Origin of the sequence: Luteococcus peritonei, assembly GCF_039526385.1 — a bacterium.
Taxonomy (GTDB): domain Bacteria; phylum Actinomycetota; class Actinomycetes; order Propionibacteriales; family Propionibacteriaceae; genus Luteococcus; species Luteococcus peritonei.
The window spans coordinates 163,566-180,761 of record NZ_BAAAIX010000007.1 but is presented as its reverse complement, the minus strand read 5'-3'; the positions used below and the strand labels follow the sequence as shown (position 1 = coordinate 180,761).

General features: G+C 68.2%; 20 protein-coding genes and 1 pseudogene. 8 read left to right on the top strand and 13 right to left on the bottom strand.

Annotation, left to right across the window (positions count from 1 at the left end):
• Positions 1–20: 20 nt before the first annotated feature.
• The 4 genes from ABD073_RS03245 to ABD073_RS03230 all read right to left on the bottom strand — a co-directional run bounded on the left by ABD073_RS03245 (position 21) and on the right by ABD073_RS03230 (position 5,970).
• Positions 21–2,264, bottom strand: a complete 2,244-nt coding sequence (locus ABD073_RS03245) for a glycoside hydrolase family 3 C-terminal domain-containing protein (RefSeq protein WP_343872356.1) — start codon at positions 2,262–2,264, stop codon at positions 21–23.
• Positions 2,265–2,304: 40 nt separating this feature from the next.
• Positions 2,305–3,315 carry an IS481 family transposase gene (locus tag ABD073_RS03240; protein WP_343872355.1) on the bottom strand — a complete coding sequence of 337 codons (1,011 nt, stop codon included), beginning with the start codon at positions 3,313–3,315 and terminating at the stop codon, positions 2,305–2,307.
• A 216-nt stretch (positions 3,316–3,531) separates the two neighbouring features.
• Positions 3,532–4,503, bottom strand: coding sequence for a carbohydrate kinase family protein (locus ABD073_RS03235; RefSeq protein ID WP_343872354.1), 972 nt, complete (start codon positions 4,501–4,503; stop codon positions 3,532–3,534).
• A 90-nt stretch (positions 4,504–4,593) separates the two neighbouring features.
• Entirely contained in the window at positions 4,594–5,970 is a 1,377-nt protein-coding gene (locus ABD073_RS03230; RefSeq protein WP_343872353.1) for a sugar porter family MFS transporter, read from the bottom strand.
• Positions 5,971–6,161: 191 nt separating this feature from the next.
• On the opposite strand from ABD073_RS03230, the gene ABD073_RS03225 reads away from it, so the two are divergent.
• Positions 6,162–6,356, top strand: a complete 195-nt coding sequence (locus ABD073_RS03225) for a hypothetical protein (protein WP_343872351.1) — start codon at positions 6,162–6,164, stop codon at positions 6,354–6,356.
• 23 nt (positions 6,357–6,379) lie between these two features.
• On the opposite strand, the gene ABD073_RS03220 is transcribed toward ABD073_RS03225, so the two are convergent.
• The 4 genes from ABD073_RS03220 to dnaK all read right to left on the bottom strand — a co-directional run bounded on the left by ABD073_RS03220 (position 6,380) and on the right by dnaK (position 10,585).
• Positions 6,380–6,799, bottom strand: a complete 420-nt coding sequence (locus ABD073_RS03220) for a heat shock protein transcriptional repressor HspR (RefSeq protein ID WP_343872350.1) — start codon at positions 6,797–6,799, stop codon at positions 6,380–6,382.
• Positions 6,796–7,962, bottom strand: coding sequence for a molecular chaperone DnaJ (gene dnaJ, locus ABD073_RS03215; RefSeq protein WP_343872349.1), 1,167 nt, complete (start codon positions 7,960–7,962; stop codon positions 6,796–6,798). The genes ABD073_RS03220 and dnaJ overlap by 4 nt, the downstream gene beginning before the upstream one ends.
• 19 nt (positions 7,963–7,981) lie before the next feature.
• Positions 7,982–8,566 carry a nucleotide exchange factor GrpE gene (locus ABD073_RS03210; protein ID WP_343872348.1) on the bottom strand — a complete coding sequence of 195 codons (585 nt, stop codon included), beginning with the start codon at positions 8,564–8,566 and terminating at the stop codon, positions 7,982–7,984.
• 159 nt (positions 8,567–8,725) lie between these two features.
• The gene (dnaK, locus tag ABD073_RS03205) at positions 8,726–10,585 is read right to left on the bottom strand and encodes a molecular chaperone DnaK (RefSeq protein WP_343872347.1); all 1,860 of its coding nucleotides are present in this window, start codon (positions 10,583–10,585) and stop codon (positions 8,726–8,728) included.
• Positions 10,586–10,928: 343 nt separating this feature from the next.
• On the opposite strand from dnaK, the gene ABD073_RS03200 reads away from it, so the two are divergent.
• Both ABD073_RS03200 and ABD073_RS03195 read left to right on the top strand, forming a co-directional pair.
• Positions 10,929–11,384, top strand: coding sequence for a hypothetical protein (locus ABD073_RS03200; RefSeq protein ID WP_343872345.1), 456 nt, complete (start codon positions 10,929–10,931; stop codon positions 11,382–11,384).
• A pseudogene (locus ABD073_RS03195) lies at positions 11,384–11,560 on the top strand (helix-turn-helix transcriptional regulator); the annotation flags it as partial. The gene ABD073_RS03200 and the pseudogene ABD073_RS03195, both read left to right, overlap by 1 nt.
• Before the next feature lie 70 nt (positions 11,561–11,630).
• On the opposite strand, the gene ABD073_RS03190 reads toward ABD073_RS03195, so the two are convergent.
• Positions 11,631–11,843: a hypothetical protein gene (locus ABD073_RS03190; protein WP_343872340.1), complete on the bottom strand. Its 213-nt coding sequence runs from the start codon at positions 11,841–11,843 to the stop codon at positions 11,631–11,633.
• A 67-nt stretch (positions 11,844–11,910) separates the two neighbouring features.
• Complete coding sequence (locus ABD073_RS03185) at positions 11,911–12,126, bottom strand: hypothetical protein (RefSeq protein ID WP_343872338.1); 216 nt, start codon at positions 12,124–12,126, stop codon at positions 11,911–11,913.
• 268 nt (positions 12,127–12,394) lie between these two features.
• On the opposite strand from ABD073_RS03185, the gene ABD073_RS03180 reads away from it, so the two are divergent.
• From ABD073_RS03180 to ABD073_RS03165, 4 genes are all read left to right on the top strand, one after another.
• A complete protein-coding gene (locus ABD073_RS03180) occupies positions 12,395–13,294 on the top strand; it encodes a GNAT family N-acetyltransferase (protein WP_343872337.1) in 900 nt (299 codons plus the stop codon).
• 35 nt (positions 13,295–13,329) lie between these two features.
• Positions 13,330–13,749 carry a DUF6176 family protein gene (locus tag ABD073_RS03175; protein WP_343872336.1) on the top strand — a complete coding sequence of 140 codons (420 nt, stop codon included), beginning with the start codon at positions 13,330–13,332 and terminating at the stop codon, positions 13,747–13,749.
• 274 nt (positions 13,750–14,023) lie between these two features.
• Positions 14,024–14,335, top strand: a complete 312-nt coding sequence (locus tag ABD073_RS03170) for an OsmC family protein (RefSeq protein ID WP_343872334.1) — start codon at positions 14,024–14,026, stop codon at positions 14,333–14,335.
• Between the two features lie 9 nt (positions 14,336–14,344).
• Complete coding sequence (locus ABD073_RS03165) at positions 14,345–14,650, top strand: YciI family protein (protein WP_343872332.1); 306 nt, start codon at positions 14,345–14,347, stop codon at positions 14,648–14,650.
• An 18-nt stretch (positions 14,651–14,668) separates the two neighbouring features.
• Here the strand turns inward: ABD073_RS03165 and ABD073_RS03160 are convergent, their stop codons facing one another.
• From ABD073_RS03160 to ABD073_RS03150, 3 genes are all read right to left on the bottom strand, one after another.
• On the bottom strand, positions 14,669–15,343 hold the full coding sequence (locus ABD073_RS03160; protein WP_343872330.1) for an HAD family hydrolase: 675 nt from the start codon (positions 15,341–15,343) through the stop codon (positions 14,669–14,671).
• Complete coding sequence (locus ABD073_RS03155; RefSeq protein ID WP_343872329.1) at positions 15,340–15,741, bottom strand: VOC family protein; 402 nt, start codon at positions 15,739–15,741, stop codon at positions 15,340–15,342. Before ABD073_RS03155 ends, ABD073_RS03160 begins: the two co-directional genes overlap by 4 nt.
• Before the next feature lie 210 nt (positions 15,742–15,951).
• Positions 15,952–16,227: a hypothetical protein gene (locus tag ABD073_RS03150; RefSeq protein WP_343872328.1), complete on the bottom strand. Its 276-nt coding sequence runs from the start codon at positions 16,225–16,227 to the stop codon at positions 15,952–15,954.
• Positions 16,228–16,366: 139 nt separating this feature from the next.
• On the opposite strand from ABD073_RS03150, the gene ABD073_RS03145 reads away from it, so the two are divergent.
• The gene (locus ABD073_RS03145) at positions 16,367–17,143 is read left to right on the top strand and encodes an ArsR/SmtB family transcription factor (RefSeq protein WP_343872327.1); all 777 of its coding nucleotides are present in this window, start codon (positions 16,367–16,369) and stop codon (positions 17,141–17,143) included.
• Positions 17,144–17,196 lie beyond the last annotated feature (53 nt).

The following is a 17,196-nucleotide window of genomic DNA, read 5'->3' as shown; positions in this document are numbered from 1 at the left end:
GGGCGGGGCCTTCGTCGGTCTCAGCCCTCGGAGGCCCTGCGGGCCACGTCGACCAGGTCGGCGTGGCTGAAGGGGCTGCCCGGGAAGAAGACCAGTCGGTCCATCGGGAAGTTGCCGATCACCGTCATCAGGTTCTGGTTGGCGAACAGGCCCACCAGCTTGCCGCCGTCCTCGGTGGGGAATCGCTCGGCCAGCAGTTCCATGGCGCGCTCGTTGCGGATCCACTCGTCGGCGCTGGAGGCGATGGTCAGCTCGCTGACGATGCCGGGACCCTCGAGGCTGACCACCTGCTCCAGCACCACCTCGCGGACATGGCGCGCCGCCTCGATCCGGAAGTCGCCGGCCTCGACCACCCAGTCCCCCATGGTCTCGGACCAGTAGGAGAAGGCCCGCTGGTCCAGCTGCACCTCGACACGCTCGCTCGCACCCGGCTCCAGGAAGACCTTGCGGAAGCCCTTGAGCTCGCGCACCGGGCGAGTCGCGACACTGTCCAGGTCACCGACGTAGACCTGCACCACGTCGGCACCGGCGCGCTCACCGGTGTTGGTGACCTGCAGGCTGACCGTGGCGACCAGGTCCCCGGCAGCCGCCGAACCGGTCACCTCCACCGACAGGTCGCTCCACGCGAAGCTGGTGTAGCCCAGCCCGTAGCCGAAGGGGTAGGCCACCTCCAGCTTGCGGTGGTCGTAGCCGCGGTAGCCGACGAAGATGCCCTCGCCGTAGCGGGCGTGGTGCTCGCTGGAGGGGAAGTTGCCCCAGGAGGGGTTGTCCTCGACGCGCAGCGGGATGGTCTCGTTGAGACGGCCGGCAGGGTTGACCTTGCCGGTCAGTACGTCCACCACGGCGCCGCCGATGGCCTGGCCACCCAGCCAGGCCTCCAGGATCGCGGCCGGGGCGTCCTTCCAGTCGGCCATGGTGACCACCGAGCCGTTGGACAGCACCACGACGGTGCGCGGGTTGGCGGCGGCCACGTCCTTGACCAGCTGCACCTGGTGAGGTGCCAGGTCCATGTGGGGGCGGTCGAAGCCCTCGGACTCCTCGGCATCCGTGAGGCCGATGAAGACCACGGGCACGTCGACGGTGCGCGCCAGCTCGACGGCCTCGGCCGCCAGTTTCTCGTCGGCGCCCTCGAGCGTGAAGCCCGGAGCGAAGGGCACCTCGCCGTAGACCTCACCGAAGGCGTCCAGCGCGCTGGTGACCCTGGTGGCGTTCACCTCGGAGGATCCACCGCCCTGGAAGCGGGTGGTGCGGGCGAACTCGCCGATCACGCCGATCCGGACATCGGGGGCCAGCGGCAGCACCCCGTCGTTCTCCAGCAGCACGCAGCCCTGGGCCGCGGCCTCACGGGCCAGCGCGTCGTGGGCGTCGAAGTCGACACTGGTGGCGCCCTGGCGGATGTGCTCGCCCTTGGCCACCAGTTCCAGCACCCGCCGCACGCAGGCATCGACCTCGGCCAGGCTCAGCTCACCGGCCTCCACCGCGGCCACCACGGCCTTCTCCGAGTGGTCCTTGGCGGGCGGCATCTCAAGATCAAGTCCGGCCCGGACGGCGGCGACCCGATCGGCCACGGCACCCCAGTCGGAGACCACCAGGCCCTCGAAGCCCCACTCGTCGCGCAGCACGTCGGTGAGCAGCCAGCGGTGCTGGCTGGCCCAGGTGCCGTTGATCTTGTTGTAGGAGCACATGATGGTCCACGGCTGGGCGGCCTTGACGATCCGCTCGAAGGCCGGCAGGTAGATCTCGCGCAGGGTGCGCTCGTCCACGTCGGAGCTCATCTGGATCCGGAAGGTCTCCTGGGAGTTGGCGGCGAAGTGCTTCACCGAGGTGCCCACCTTGCGGCTCTGGATGCCCTCGACGAGGGCCAGGCCCATCTCACCGGCCAGGTAGGGGTCCTCGGAGACGTACTCGAAGTTGCGGCCGCACAGCGGGGAGCGCTTGATGTTGACGCCCGGGCCCAGCACGACGGCGACGCCCAGCGCCTCGGCCTCGGCGGCGATTGCCTCTCCTACCCGGCGCACGATCTCCGGATCCCAGCCGGCATGGATGTTGGATGCCGTGGGGAAACAGGTGGCGGGCTCGGAGCCACCCACATTGGTGGCATTGTCGGCATCGAGCTGGGTGCGCATGCCGTGCGGACCGTCGGAGACCATGATCGCGGGGATCCCCAGCCGTTCCACCGCGAGGGTGTGCCAGAAGTCGCCGCCGATCAGCAGACCGGCCTTCTCCTCCAGCGTGAGGTCGTTGATGAGCTTGTCGATGTCCATGGCTGCTCCCGTGAGGTGTCGTCGCTGACTGCTCCCCAGCCTAGGTGTTTGAGGTCATCACGTTCATGACGCGGGCTGGGGTGCGGGTGGCTGGTGGCTGGTTCCCGCAGGCGGTGTGGGTCCGATGGTAGTTGTAGTGGACGTTCCAGACCTTGATGGCTGCGCTGCGGTGGGCGTCTGAGGTGAACGGTCGGGCGTAGAGGAATTCCTCGGCCAGGATCCGGTTGTAGCGCTCGACCTTGCCGTTGTGTCGGGGGGTGTAGGCCCGGATGTACTGGTGCTTCGCGACGTGGCCGGTGATGGAGCGTTCGAAGGCGTGGGCCTTGTAGCAGGGCCCGTTGTCGGTGACCAGCCGGGTGATCCGGCCGATTCCGTGGAGCGAGAACCAGGCGCGGGCGCGGGCCCAGAACCCGATCACGGTGGTGGCTTTCTCGTCGGGCAGGGCTTCGGTGTAGGCCAGCCTGCTGAACCCGTCGATGGCCGAGTGGAAGTAGGTGTAACCCACCTTCTGGCCCTTCTTCGCGCGGTTCGCTTGGCGTGCTTGGTCGGAGTCGCGGCCGTGGATGCGCCAGCCGCCGCCGTCGGGGATCTTGCCCGCTCTCTTCACGTCCATGTGGATCATGTGGCCGGGGTAGCGGGCGGTGATCTTCTGGGGTTCCCGCACGGGCTCGCCGTCGAGGTCGAGGAAGCGACGCCGGTGCAGGTTGTGGAGCCGTAGGTGGCGTTGGATCGTGGAGGTCGACACGGTGATGTGGTGTTTCTCGGCGAGTTCGGTGCTGATCTTGGCCGAGGACCACTTCTTGGCCCGGCGCAGCTTCAGCGCTTCCTCGATCACGTTGTCGGGGGTTCGGGTGGGGCTGGTGTGTGGGGCGCTGGAGCCGTCCAGCAGGCCTGGGTCGCCGAGGTCGCGGTGCCGGTTGACCCACTTGGAGGCGCAGGCGCGGGAGATGCCCATTTCCTTCGCGACGTGGGCGATCGGGCGGTGCTGGCAGCGTTCCACGAGCCGGCGGCGGCCCTCCAGGGACAGGGGTGCGTTAGCGTGGGTGTTCAAGGGCAGGTCTTTCTGACTCAACGTGATGACGGCTTAGACACCACTCATCCTGTCGAGAGACCTGCCCCCTTCGCATCCCCAGCCGTGTCTACAACGTCATGACCCGCAACACCTAGGGCCGCATCTGACCGCGTGGAAGGCCAATCGTGGAAGTGCTCGGCTGCAGCGACGGGGCCGCCGCCCGCAGGCAGCGACCCCGTCACGGGCACGTCGTGGTCAGTCCCCCAGCGAGGGGTCCTGGAGGATCGCCTCGGCGATCTCCTCCCGCGTCGGCGCGTGCGCCCCGGCACGGCTGACCGTGAGTCCGGAGGTGATCACTGCACGGTGCAGGGCGGGCTGCACCTCGTTCCAGCCCGCGACCGCCAGGTGCCCGGCGGCCTCGCGGCTGCCCAGCAGGCCCGCGTCGAGCAGTCCGGAGAGCAGGCCGCCCATGAAGGAGTCACCGGCACCGACGGTGTCGGCGAGCTTCACGCTCATCTGGTCGATGACCAGCATGTCGCGGTTGTTGGCCAGCCGGGCGTAGGCGCCCCACGGGCCGCGGGTCACCACCACCAGGGCGGGGCCCATGGTGGACCAGCGACGCATGATGTCCTCCACCGGCGTGCCGGGGAAGAGCCACTCCAGGTCCTCGTCCGAGACCTTGACCACGTCGCTGAGGGCCACCAGCTGCTCCACCCGGGCCATCACCCTGTCCGGGCTCTCCATGAGCGAGGGACGGATGTTGGGGTCATAGCTGATGGTGGCGCTGCCGCGGGCCTGCTCGACGGCCTCCACCACCTTGCTGCCGCCCGGCTCGAGGGTGGCGGCGATGGAGCCGGTGTGCAGGTGCTGGATCCGGTCCAGCCCGTCCAGCTCCGGCAGCGACCAGAGCAGGTCGAAGTCATAGGTGGCGCGGCCCTCGGCGTCCAGCTGGGCGAAGGCCACCGAGGTGCGCTCGGCACCGTCGGAGCCGGCCGCGACGTGGACGCCGTTGTCGGCGGCCTGCTTCTCGATGGCGGCGCCGCGCTCGTCCTGGCCCCACCAGGCGCCGATCGTGGCGTCGTGGCCGAGCTGGCTCATCACGCAGGCGACGTTGAGCGGACTGCCGCCGACGTGCTCGGAGGACTTGCCGTCACGCATGACGACGTCGACGAGGGCCTCGCCGAGGCACAGGACACCGGACTGCTGGGTGCGAACTTCGCTGTTCATGGTGGTGATTCTTCCACTGGTGGGCAAGGGGTGGACAGGGGTGGTGCGGTGCGTGGGCCGGCGGGGTGACGCCGGCCCACCACGATGCGATCAGGCCTTGCTGAGGCCGAGCCGGGCCTCCATCTCCTCCAGCGGCACGCCCTTGGTCTCGGGCATCACCTTGAGCACCCAGAGGAGCTGACCGATCATGAAGACCAGGAAGATGGAGAAGGCCACGCCGCCACCCAGGGCGTCGATGATCGGCGGGAAGAGGGTGGAGGTCAGCCAGGCGAAGACCCAATGGGTCAGCGAGCCCAGCGACTGGCCCCGGCCACGGATGCGGTTGGGGAAGATCTCGGAGATGAAGACCCAGATCACCGAGCCCTGACCGAAGGCGTGGGCCGCGATGAAGCCCAGCAGGCCCACCAGGACCAGGATCGAGGAGGTGCTGGTGAAGGCGCCGTTCTTCGCGTTCTCGTAGTAGAACATCACGCCGGCCAGGAAGCCCAGGCTGATCAGGTAGCCGATGGAGCCGATCAGCATCAGCTTGCGCCGACCCATCTTGTCGATCACGGTGAGCGCGGTCATGGTGGCCACCAGGTTCATGAAGCCGACGGCGACGCTCATCAGGTAGGCGGCGTTCGCGCTGGCCCCGGCCTTCTGCATCACGGCGGGCGCGTAGTAGAGGATGGCATTGATGCCGGACATCTGGTTGAACATGGCGATGGTGAAGGCGAGCAGGATCACCTTGCGGTTGCCGCGGGTGAAGAACTTGGCCTCCTGGTCGTTGTTGCGCTCGGCCTCGGCCAGGGACTCGTCGATCTCACGGATCTGCAGGTCCGCCTCGTCGCGGCTCATGGTCAGCTTGCCGACGACCTCGCGGCCCTCGGCCTCGCGGCCGTGGGAGATCAGCCAACGAGGTGTCTCGGGGACGGTGAAGAGCAGCGCCAGGAAGATGGCCGCGGGAACCGCCATCACGCCGAACATCCAGCGCCAGTCCACCATCGGGTCGTTGACCAGCAGCCGGACCAGGTAGTTGGACAGGTAGGCCAGCAGGATGCCGAGCACGATGTTGAACTGCACCAGGCCGACCAGGCGACCACGCACCTTTGCGGGAGCGATCTCGGCGGTGTAGATGGGCGCGCAGACGCTCGCGGCACCCACGCCGATGCCGCCCAGGAAGCGGAACAGGCTGAGCACCCAGACGTCGTGGGCGAAGGCGGAGCCCAGGGCGCCGAGGATGTAGAGGATGCCGATGACGAACAGGACCTTCTTGCGGCCGTACTTGTCGGCGGGCTGTCCGGCGGTCATGGCGCCGAGGATGGTGCCCAGCAGGGCGACGCCCACGACGGTGCCCAACTCGGCGGAGGTGAGCGAGAAGTAGCTCTTCAGGGCATCGGTGGTGCCCGAGATGACGGCGGTGTCGAAGCCGAAGATCAAGCCGCCCAGGGAGGCGACGATCGCGCTGCGGATCACGAGGGGTTTCATGTCCCTCACGCTAGAGTCGCGCGACACGCCGTAGTACTGACTTTCGGCAGGCAAAATCCGCCAAGTGCGTGGGCTGTGGTGCCCGTTTCCCCCATCCGGTGACATTTGTCGCTTCCAAACGGACATCTGGGCGTCACCAGCTGGAAAGATGGGGCGAGCAGCATTCGAGCCATCCGCGTGGAAGGAAGACCATGAAGTTCACCCTGACCATCGACCTGGACAAGATGCCCGAGGGCGACCAGGTGGCCGAGGTCGGCCGCGTGCTGCGCTACTGGGCCGGTGCCCTCAAGGACGTCGAGCTCAGCGACGGGGCGGGCATGAACGTCTACGACTCCAGCTACACCAAGGTGGGCCGTTGGCAGGTCTCGCGCGAGCGGGAGGCCTGAGGCCGTACCGGCGTCCAGCGAGCTCAGCGGCCTGGCAGGGCGAGCTGACGTCGCGGCTGCCGACCCAGGTGCACCGCGCCGGTGGCCTCGGCGGTGAAGACCCGGGGCGCCGCACTGCGCACCGCATGGGCCTCGGCGAGCTGGCGCCGGGCCTCGGAGAGCTCGGCGCGCATCCGCTCCGCCTCGCCCTCCAGCTCCAGGATCCGGCGGATCCCGTTGAGGTTGATCCCCTCCTCCTGGGAGAGGTGCTGGATCAGCCGCAGCCTGGCCACGTCACGCGGTGAGTAGCGACGGCCGCGGCCACGGGTGCGACGCGGCACCACCAGGCCCATCCGATCGTAGGAACGCAGGGTCTGGGCGTGCATCCCCGCCAGGTTGGCCGCGACGCTGATCGTGAAGATCGGCGCGTCGCGGTCCACCAGCTGCGGGTAGTTGGCACTCATGAGAGGCTCCCGAACAGCCCCGCCCTCGGGTTCGTCGACCCGGCGGCGGCCGCGTAGTCGGTCAGGGCCTGCCTGGCCTTCTCGTCCAGTTCCTCGGGCACCTGCACCTCGACGGTCACCAGCAGGTCACCGCTGCTGCCGTTCTTGCGCTGGACGCCCTTGCCACGCACCCGGAAGGTGCGGCCGTTGGGGGTGCCGGCGGGGATGCGCAGCGTGACCCGCGAGCCGCTCAGGGTGGGCACCTCGATCTCGGCGCCCAGCGCAGCCTCGGTGAAGCTGACCGGGGCGGTGAGGGTGAGGTTGTCCTCCTTGCGGCCGAAGATGCGATGCGGCCGCACGTGCACCAGCACGTACAGGTCGCCGGCCTCTCCCCCGTTCTCGCCCGGGGAGCCCTTGCCCTTGATCCGGATCCGCTGGCCGTCGGTGACGCCGGCGGGGATGCGCACCTGCATGCTGCGGGTGGACTTGGCGCGGCCCGAGCCGTTGCACACGGCGCAGGGATCCTTGACCACCAGCCCGCGGCCCTTGCAGTCGGGGCAGGTCTCGTTGAGCGAGAAGACGCCGCCGCTGGTGGAGGCGGTCATGCCGGAGCCTTGGCAGGTGAGGCAGACTTCGGGGACGGTGCCGGCCTTCGCGCCGGTGCCGCGGCAGGCCTCGCAGGCGGCCTCGGAGACCATCTGCATGGTGACCGTGGTGCCCTCGAAGGCCTCGGTGAAGCCGATCGAGACCTCGCCCTCCACGTCGGCGCCGCGACGCTGCACCCGGCCGCCGCCGCGCCGGGCACCGCCCGCACCGGCCTGGCCGAACAGGTTGCCGAAGATGTCGCCCAGCCCACCGTCGGCCTGGGCATTGCGGAACAGGTCCTCGACGGAGGGTCCGGCCCCGCCGGGCGCCTGGCCACCACGCGGGAAGCGAAAGCCGCCACCCCCGAGGAAGCTGCGCGCCTCGTCGTACTCCTTGCGCTTCTTGGTGTCGGAGAGCACCGAGTTGGCCTCGGAGGCCTCCTTGAAGCGCTTCTCGGCGGCGGCGTCGCCGGGGTGCTGGTCGGGGTGGTTCTCCCGCGCGATCTTGCGGAAGGCCTTCTTGATCTCGTCGGGCTTGGCGTCCTTGGAGACGCCGAGAATCTTGTAGTAGTCCTTCTCCAGGTAGTCCTTGGTGCTCACAGCGCCTCCTTCCTGCCGGTCAGTTGTTCTGGCCCGCGGTGGGGTCGGGATCGCTCACGGCCACGCGGGCGGGGCGCAGGACGCGATCGTTCATGCGGTAGCCCTGCTGCATGACCTGCGAGACGCAGGTCTGGGTGGCGCCGGGCAGCGGCACCTGCATCAGGGCCTCGTGCAGGTGCGGGTCGAAGGGCTCGCCCACCTCGCCGAAGGCCACCAGGCCGTGCTTGGCGGCCACCCGGGCCAGCTCGTCGGCCACCAGCTTGAAGCCGCCGGTCAGCTCGTCGTGGCCGGCGGCCATCTGGATGGAGTCGAGCACGGGCATCAGGTCCGCCGCGACGGCCTCAGCACCGGCCGAGCGAGCCAGCTGGCGGTCACGGTCGACGCGCCGCTTGTAGTTCACGTACTCCGCCTGGAGGCGCTGCAGGTCTGCGGTGCGCTCGGCCACCAGTCCCTCGAGCTCGGCGGCGCGACCGTCGTCACCGGTCTGCAGCTCACCCTCGACGGGCTGCTGGGCGGCCTGGTCCTCGGCAGGGGCCATGGCCTCGTCGATCTCCTGGCGCAGCTCCTGGCTGACCTCGGGCTCCTGCGGGGAATTCTCGCTCATGGTTCTCCTCGTGCGGATTGCGGTGGGGATGCTGCTCGTACAGATTGCGGTGGGGATGGCGCGGCCCTTGCGAGCCGCAGATGATCTTGGTTCTTCGAAGGGCCCGGGACGTCTCCGCCCCGGGCCGATCGGAGCATCAGGATCTCATGATCTTGGTGATCAGTTGTCCTTCTTCTCCTCGTCGACGATCTCGGCGTCCACCACGTCGTCGTCGGAGGAGGTGCTGCTGGCCTGCTCGCCCTCGGGGGCGTCCTCGGTGGGAGCCTGGCCGGCCTGCTGCTGCGCCTGGGCGGCGGCGTACATCGCCTGGCCCATGGCCGACGCCTTCTGGTTCAGGTCGTCCATGGCGGCCTTCACCTCGTCGTCGTTGTCGGTGCCCTTCAGGGCCTCCTTCAGCTTGTCCAGCGACTCCTGCACCGGGGCCTTGACGTCCTCGCCGATGTTCTCGGCATTGTCCGCCAGCAGCTTCTCGGTGCGGAAGGCCAGGGCATCGGCCTCGTTGCGCATCTCGACGGCCTCGCGACGCTTCTTGTCCTCCTCGGCGTGGGCCTCGGCCTCCTTGACCATGCGGTCGATGTCGTCCTTGCCCAGAGCGGAGCCGCCGGTGACGGTCATGGACTGCTCCTTGCCGGTGGCCATGTCCTTGGCGTGGACGTGCACGATGCCGTTGGCGTCGATGTCGAAGGTCACCTCGATCTGCGGCACGCCCCGGGGGGCGGGCATCAGGCCGGTGAGCTCGAAGTTGCCGAGCGACTTGTTGTCGCGGGCGAAGTCACGCTCACCCTGGTAGACCTGGATCATCACCGACGGCTGGTTGTCCTCGGCGGTGGTGAAGACCTCGGAGCGCTTGGTGGGGATGGTGGTGTTGCGCTCGATGATCTTGGTCATCACGCCGCCACGGGTCTCGATGCCCAGGCTCAGCGGGGTGACGTCGAGCAGTAGCACGTCCTTGACCTCGCCCTTCAGCACGCCGGCCTGCAGGGAGGCGCCCAGGGCCACGACCTCGTCCGGGTTGACGCCCTTGTTGGGCTCCTTGCCGGAGAGCTCCTTGACCAGGTCCACGACCGCGGGCATGCGGGTGGAGCCGCCCACCAGGATGACCTGGTCGATCTTGTCCACCGAGGTGTTGGCGTCCTTGATCACGGCGTTGAAGGGGACCTTGCAGCGATCCAGCAGGTCTTGGGTCATGCGCTGGAACTCGGCGCGGGTCAGCTTCTCGTCGAGGTGCAGCGGGCCCTGCGCACCGGCGGTGATGTAGGGCAGGTTGATGCTGGCCTCCTGGGCGCTGGACAGTTCGATCTTGGCGCGCTCGGCGGCCTCCTGGAGGCGCTGGCGGGCCATCTTGTCCTGGCCGAGGTCGATGCCGTTCTTGTTCTTGAACTGGGTGACCAGCCAGTCGACGATGCGCTGGTCCCAGTCGTCGCCGCCGAGGCGGTTGTCGCCCTTGGTGGCCTTGACCTCGAAGACACCGTCGGCGATCTCCAGCAGGGAGACGTCGAAGGTGCCGCCACCCAGGTCGAAGACCAGGACGGTCTGCTCGTCCTTGTCCATGCCGTAGGCCAGGGCCGCGGCGGTGGGCTCGTTGATGATGCGGTCCACGGTCAGGCCCGCGATCTCGCCGGCCTCCTTGGTGGCCTGGCGCTCAGCGTCGGAGAAGTAGGCCGGGACGGTGATGACCGCATTGGTGACGGACTCGCCCAGGTAGGCCTCGGCGTCACGCTTCAGCTTCTGCAGCACGAAGGCGCTGATCTGCTGGGGCTTGTAGTCCTTGCCGTCGATGCCGATCTTCCAGTCGGTGCCCATGTGGCGCTTGACGGAGCGGATGGTGCGATCGACGTTGGTGACGGCCTGGCGCTTGGCGACCTCGCCGACCAGGACCTCGCCGCTGGGCGAGAAGGCGACGACCGAGGGGGTGGTGCGCGCGCCCTCGGCGTTCGCGATGACGGTGGGCTCGCCACCCTCGAGGACGGCGACGACGGAGTTGGTGGTGCCGAGGTCGATACCGACTGCACGTGCCATGGTGATTTCCTCCAGTTTTTGCTTGCGATGTTTCGGGCGAGCCTTCTGGGCTGCGCCCGGGAAGCTCTTCGTGGTGTTCGGCCCTGTTGAGCCTTGCGGACTCAACTCTAGGGCTTGAGTGGTTCTCACTCAACATGAAGTTGAGTTCACCTGACTCAACCATGGTCGGTTCAGGGTTATTCCGGAGCGCGAGGAGTGATTCCGGCTGGTGCCGCACGGCCACCCAGTGCCACACCTGCCGACCCCCTGACCCAAGGGTCGGCTGACGTAAAGCACACTTGACGTAAAGCTGACTTTACGTCAAGCTTGCTTTACAGACCGTGACGCAACGAAAGGTACCGACATGCACAACGCCTCCACGACTCGATTCGGACGTACTCGCTCGGGCAGGTCACCGTGGCCGGGCGCAGTCCTGATCGGCCTGCTCGTGACCGCCGCGCTCGGCAGCGCAGCAGCCCTGCTCAATGACGGGCCCCGGGCGTGGCTGCTGGTCGCGTTGCTGGTCGCCCTCAACCTGCCTGTACTGGTCTTCGGCGGATGGGCCGTCCTGGTGGACCGCAGCACGATCAGGGGCGCCACCCAGCGCCCGGAGGAGTCCGTGGAGAACAGCTGGCTCGACCGGGCCGCAAATGGCGCCTTCTATGACCTGCTGACCGTGCTGGGGCTGGGACTTGCCGCATTCAACCTGGTGCCTGCGGCCCGTGATCTGCCGGCCCGCCACGCACTGACCGCATACGTGTTGTTCGCGATGCTCGACGTCGCCGCGCGCTATCTCGTCATCTCGCGTGGGGAGGCCTGATGCGCAACCGACTCCCCGAGCTGCGCAAGCAGCAGTCGTGGAGCCAGCAGGAGCTCGCGGAGGTGCTCGGGGTGTCCCGCCAGACGATCATCTCGCTGGAGCGCGGACGCTTCGACCCGTCCCTGCCCTTGGCGTTCAACCTGGCCTCGGTCTTCGACTGCCGCATCGAGGACATCTTCACACCCGACCCCTGGACACCACCGCAGCGCTGAAGGCAGCGCGACCTGGAGAGGCGTGGAGCGGGGGTCAGGAGTCTTGTGTGAATCCATCCACGTCGTCAGCTGGAAACCTCCCCACGGGCACCGAGGAGACCAGGTCCGTTCCCCGGTAGACGTCAATCGTCACGACCACATCGCCCTCGGGGTTCATCTCCGCCGAGTACGAGGCGCTCAGTTCGGAGTCGTCGAAGTGGCACTCGGCCGCGTCATCGTTGCTGAACATGATGCTGACGTTTCCCACGGCAGTCCTTTCGCTGTGTGCACATGATGTCGCTGGGATTCCGAGCAAGCACGCCGGAGTGATCCCGTCACGGCGCAACCTGCGATCCTCGTCGCGATCGGTGGCGGAAGGCCATGGCCAGGCCACAGAGCATCAGGATGCTGGAGGCGGCCAACAAGAACCACCGCGCTCCCCCACCCTCGCCGCGGAGCAGCGGCAGGCCGGCAGCGACCACACAGAAGAGCTGCGAGATCGCGATCAGCAGCCCCAGCCTCAGATTGCGCCTGCGCTCGGGCTCGGTCATTGCGCTCCTCAGTCGGGACACCTCGTAGGCATAACTTGAGTGGATGCTTCGAGCCTAGATCGCCGCACAGCCGGGTTGGCTGTACGTCCGGGCAGTCTTGATCGGCACCCCCCCGGCGCCGGGGACGTGGTGCACCTCCCTGACGCCTGGGCACATCTCAGTCAGCGGGGCGTCGAACCTCGCCACGGGCGACGTGTGCAAGAACCCTGGCCATGGCTTCTGGAGCGAGTCCAGCACCCGAAGCGCTCCTTGCGCCATAGCCTTAATCATGCTCACCATCGGCGCTGTGGTGCTGACCACCGACCCCGCACAAGCAGGCTCCTTCTGGAGCCGAGCGCTCGGGTACAGCCGGACAGCGAACCCGGCCTACCTGGCGCCCAGCCTGCCCGGGGCTCCACATCTACATCTTGACGCGACTGACCGCACCCACCTTGATCTGTGGACGGAGAACGCTGAGGAGCAGCGCACAGTGGTTGATCGTCTGATCTCATTGGGCGCGACTCGGGTGGCGTGGGAGTACCCGGACGATGCCGACTTCGTGGTGCTCGCGGACCCTGCAGGCAGCCTGTTCTGCGTCGTCTCCAAGGACCCGACCACCGTGGAGGGCGCGAGAGAACGCATGCGTGACGAGGAGGAGTGGCTGGCCAGGACCGAGCGTCTGGCCATCCGCCGGGGCCGGGCGGAGGACGCCGATGTCACGTGGCCTTGGCGGCAGGCCGAGGAGACCAACCGATGGCTCACCTCGGTCCCGGCGAGCACCCAGGAGCATCGCGACCGTTGGCTGGACAAGCTCGAGCACACCGTCGTGGCCGAGATGGACGGCCGGATCGTCGCGACCGGGAAGGTCGAGCTAGAAGAGGCGTGGGCCCAGGCCGACGTGGCCGAGCAGGCGCGCGGCAGCCAGGTGGAGATCGGATGGGTGGTCTCCCCCGACCACCAGGGCCAGGGCATCGGCACCGAGTTCGCCCGTGCCCTGCTCGGGATCGCCTTCGCCTCCGGCGCCCGCAGGGTCACGGCCTACTGCTTCGCGGACAACATCGCCTCGGCCCGCATCATGGAGAAGATCGGCATGCACCGCGAGGCGCACTTCCGCGCCGACTCCCTGCACCGCTCCGGGGCGTGGCTGGACTCCCTCGTCTACGCCGCGCTCGACACGGACCCCCGCTGAGGGACCGGACCCCCACGCGATGGCATCGTGGGCTCGTGCCTGACGCATCCGCCTCCTCCCATCCGATGCCGCCGTCCGTTCCTGATGGGCTGGTGCTCGACCTGGCGCGAGCCAAGATCCTCGAGGGGAAGGAGTCGCTGGCCAGGGAGTGGATGCAGATGCTGAACACGCGCTACGACGAGTGCGTCCAGACTCTTGCGGTGGAGCGCTCGGCCTTCGAGGCCTGGTTCCTGCACACGGAACCAGACGGGGTCACATGGATCTACCACCTTGGGCTCACCGGCCGGGACGGAGCACCGCTGGATCCCGATTCGCAGCTCGACGCCGACCATCTGGCCTACGCCAAGCAGGTCAAGGAGCGTGGCTGGGAGCAGCTGGAGCCGATGTTCCTCCTGGCACCCAGCCATGTGCTCCACGCGATGACGCAATGGGGGCGGACTGGTCTGGTCGGTTGATCCCAGCGCGCCATGGACCCGGCATGCGCTCAGGCCAGGCACTGCGATGATCGCTGCATGACGGAACTCGCCCACAGCTACGACGGCCTCACCGTCACCTGGACCGGCAACCGGGGCACCGGAACGTCCAGTTATCGCGCCTACGACCGCGACCACGAGGTCACCAGCGCCACGGCCGGCACACTGCCAGGTTGCGCGGACCCGGCCTTTCGCGGGGACCCCAGCCGCTGGAATCCCCGAGCAGCTCCTGGTCGTCTCACTGTCGCAGTGCCACATGCTTTGGTACCTCCACCTGGCCAGCGAGGCCGGGGTGACCGTCGTCGGCTACGAGGACCACCCGACGGGGACCATGACCACCGACCGCACCGGGGCCGGACAGTTCACGGAGGTCACGTTGAGGCCACGCCTGACCATCAGTGTCGACAGCGATCCCGCGGCCGCACAGGCAGCCCACGCGCGCGCGGCCGAGGTCTGCTTCATCGCGCGCTCGGTGAACTTCCCGGTGCACCATGAACCGACCGTGGTTCTCGGGTCAAGCGGTGAGAGCGACGGCGATCCGGGCGAGAACGCATCCCCGTCGGCATAGTCTTCCCTCGTGGCCAATCTCTTCGTCCTGGACCTGACCTACGTCGCCGATGTCGAGCTGGTGGACGAGCACATGGAGGCGCACCGTGCCCACCTGCGCCGGCACTATGCGAACGGAACCTTCCTGGCGTCCGGACGCAAGGAGCCTCGGACCGGCGGCATCGTCCTGGCCCGCGGCGAGCGTGCGGACATCGAGGCCGTCGTCGAGTCGGACCCTTTCACGGTGCACGGAGTGACCCGCTGCACGATCACCGAGTTCATCCCCACCATGACGGCTCACGCCTTGCAGGACTACCGCGTGGACAACCCGGCCTGAGATGCGCCAAGCACCCCGTCAGGGGAGCAGTTGGTCCAGCCCGGCGATGGCATCGGCATCCAGCATCTGGCCCGTGCGATCCAGGTGGACGGCGCGCCAGCCGGCCCGTCGGGCAGCCAGCACGTCGGCCTCATGGTCATCGCCGACGTAGAAGCACTCCGACGGCGCCACACCGAGCAGCTCGGCGGCGCGCTGGAAGGCCTCCGGATGTGGCTTGGCAACGCCCAGCCGGTCCGGGGTGAACACCTCGGAAAAGAAGGAGGCGACCCCGATCGACTTCAGCTTGCGCCGCTGCTGCTCTGCGGCCCCGTTGCTCAGCACCGCCAGCCGCCGGCTGGCGACCCGGAGCCGCTCGAGACATTCCCGGACGTCGGGATAGGGCAGCCAGGCCGCCTCGTAACGCCGCAGGTAATGGGCGAAGACACGATCCAGCTGATCGTCGTCGCCCACCGGCTGGCCGAGCAGTGGGAGAACCTCGCGCAACCGCCGTCGCCGCTGCTCCGCGAAGCTGATCTCTCCCTCGCGCCAGGCCGTGAAGTGACGACGCTCCGCAGCCTCCCAGGCCATGGCGATCTCCGTGGTCATCGACTGGCCCAGGGAGACCACCCAACCGGCCAGCGCCGCACGGGCAGCCTCGGCATGGTCCATCAGCGTGCCATCGATGTCGAAGACGATGACGGACGCCTGCCTCACGGCTCCTCCACCACGATCTCCAGCTCGAAGCCCTCGTCGTTCTCGAGAAAGAGCGCCGTGTGCGCCGGGCCACCGTCATGCGGATAGCGGTCGGCGAAGAGCTCCGCCCAGCCATGGTCGGCGGCCTCCAAACGCAGACGGTCCAGCAGTCCGCGGTCATCGATCCTGAGCGCCAAGTGGTTCAACCCGGCGCGGGTCCGTCCGTGCGGACCCGACACGTCGGGCGACTGCTCGAGCACGACGTAGGCGCCACTGGGATGGTGCCAGGTGCGACCAGCCGGCCAGGCCGGGTCATGGTTCGCCACCCACCCCAGGTTGGTGAGGAGCCAGCCGAAGGACGGCGACGAGGCCTCGACGTCGCTGGTCCACAGCTCGATGTGGTGCACGGGGTTGGCCATGGGACCACCGTAGGGCGCCCCCTCCCCCTCATCGTGGCACCGAGGGAGGTCCCGACGATTGTGGGGACCATTTGGTGTCGTAGTCGACCCAAATCTTCCCCACAATCCGGCGAAGGGGCGTTGGGTGGCCGATCCGGGGACGCGCGACACGATTGCGTGGAAACTTTGGGTCGATAGGTGTCCCAGATTTTCCACACAATCGCGACGAGGTCACCCGACGGGCGGCCGCCCGGTCGCAAGGGCCGCGATCTGCCCTGCCACCACGCCGGTGGCCTCGTTGGGCGTCAGGCCGAAGTGCTCCCGGAGCTCCCACACCAGGTACCCGTGGATTTCGTCGGACCCCACCTCCCGTTCCACCATCGAGCGCAGGGCGGGGATCATGCAGTCGTACTCGTCCTCGGGGGCACCCGGGATCACGCCGATGGGATCCCACTCCAGAAGCAGGCGGCGCAGTTCCAGTTCGAGCGGGTCATGGAGTTCTCGCATCGTGTGACGCTTTCGCGGCAGCGCCGGGCCATCGACCGGGGCCACGGGAACGTGACCCTCACCGCAAGGCTAGCTCCGGCCCGGCCGCATAATCAGCAGGACCTAGACAGGTGACTTTAACGTCACCTATCGTCGGAATGTGACCTCCCCATCCGTGGACGCGCTGCTCGCGGCGCTGGCCCACCCGGCCCGCCAGGCCCTGCTCGACGCCCTGCGTGAGCGCGACGGGCAGAGCCTGACCGAGCTGGGGCTGGCCGTGCCCGACCTCGGCCGCCATGCCGTTCTCAAGCACGTCGCCGTGCTGGAGGCCGCCCAGTTGGTCACCACCACCAAGTCGGGCCGTACCCGTCACTGCTACCTCAATCCCACGCCCCTGGTCGCGCTGGCCCGACGCTGGCTCGACGACTACGCACTCGGCTGGGGCTCCGCCCTCGTCGAGCTCCGCACCACAGCCGAGACGAAAGGCCTCGCCATGACCCCCACCAACGACCAACCGCTGCACCGCCACAGCGTCATCATCGACGCCGACCCGCAGCGGGTGTGGACCGCCCTGACCCAGGAGTGCGCCTCCTGGTACTTCGGCACCACCCTGAACTCCAGCCTCAAGCCGGGCAGCGAATACACCTACACGTACCCCGACGGACGCATCGCCGCACAGGGCACGATCATCGCGGCTGATCCGGGGCAGCGACTCGAGATGACCTTCTCCCCCACCTGGGACGAGGCCGTCACCAAGGAACCCGGCTTCCGGCTGACCTGGATCCTTGAGGCCCAGGGCGCGGCCACGCTGGTGACCGTCGAGCACCACGGGCTCGACCCGGCCTCCGAGACCGCCCGCCAGGTGGGTCCCGGCAGCCTCTTCCTGGCCTCCAACCTCAAGACCTGGATCGAGACCGGGCATCCCATGGGCCGCTGAGTCCGTCCCCCGCTCAGCGCTGCAATCGCCCGTGTCCTCAGCGATCCACGTCC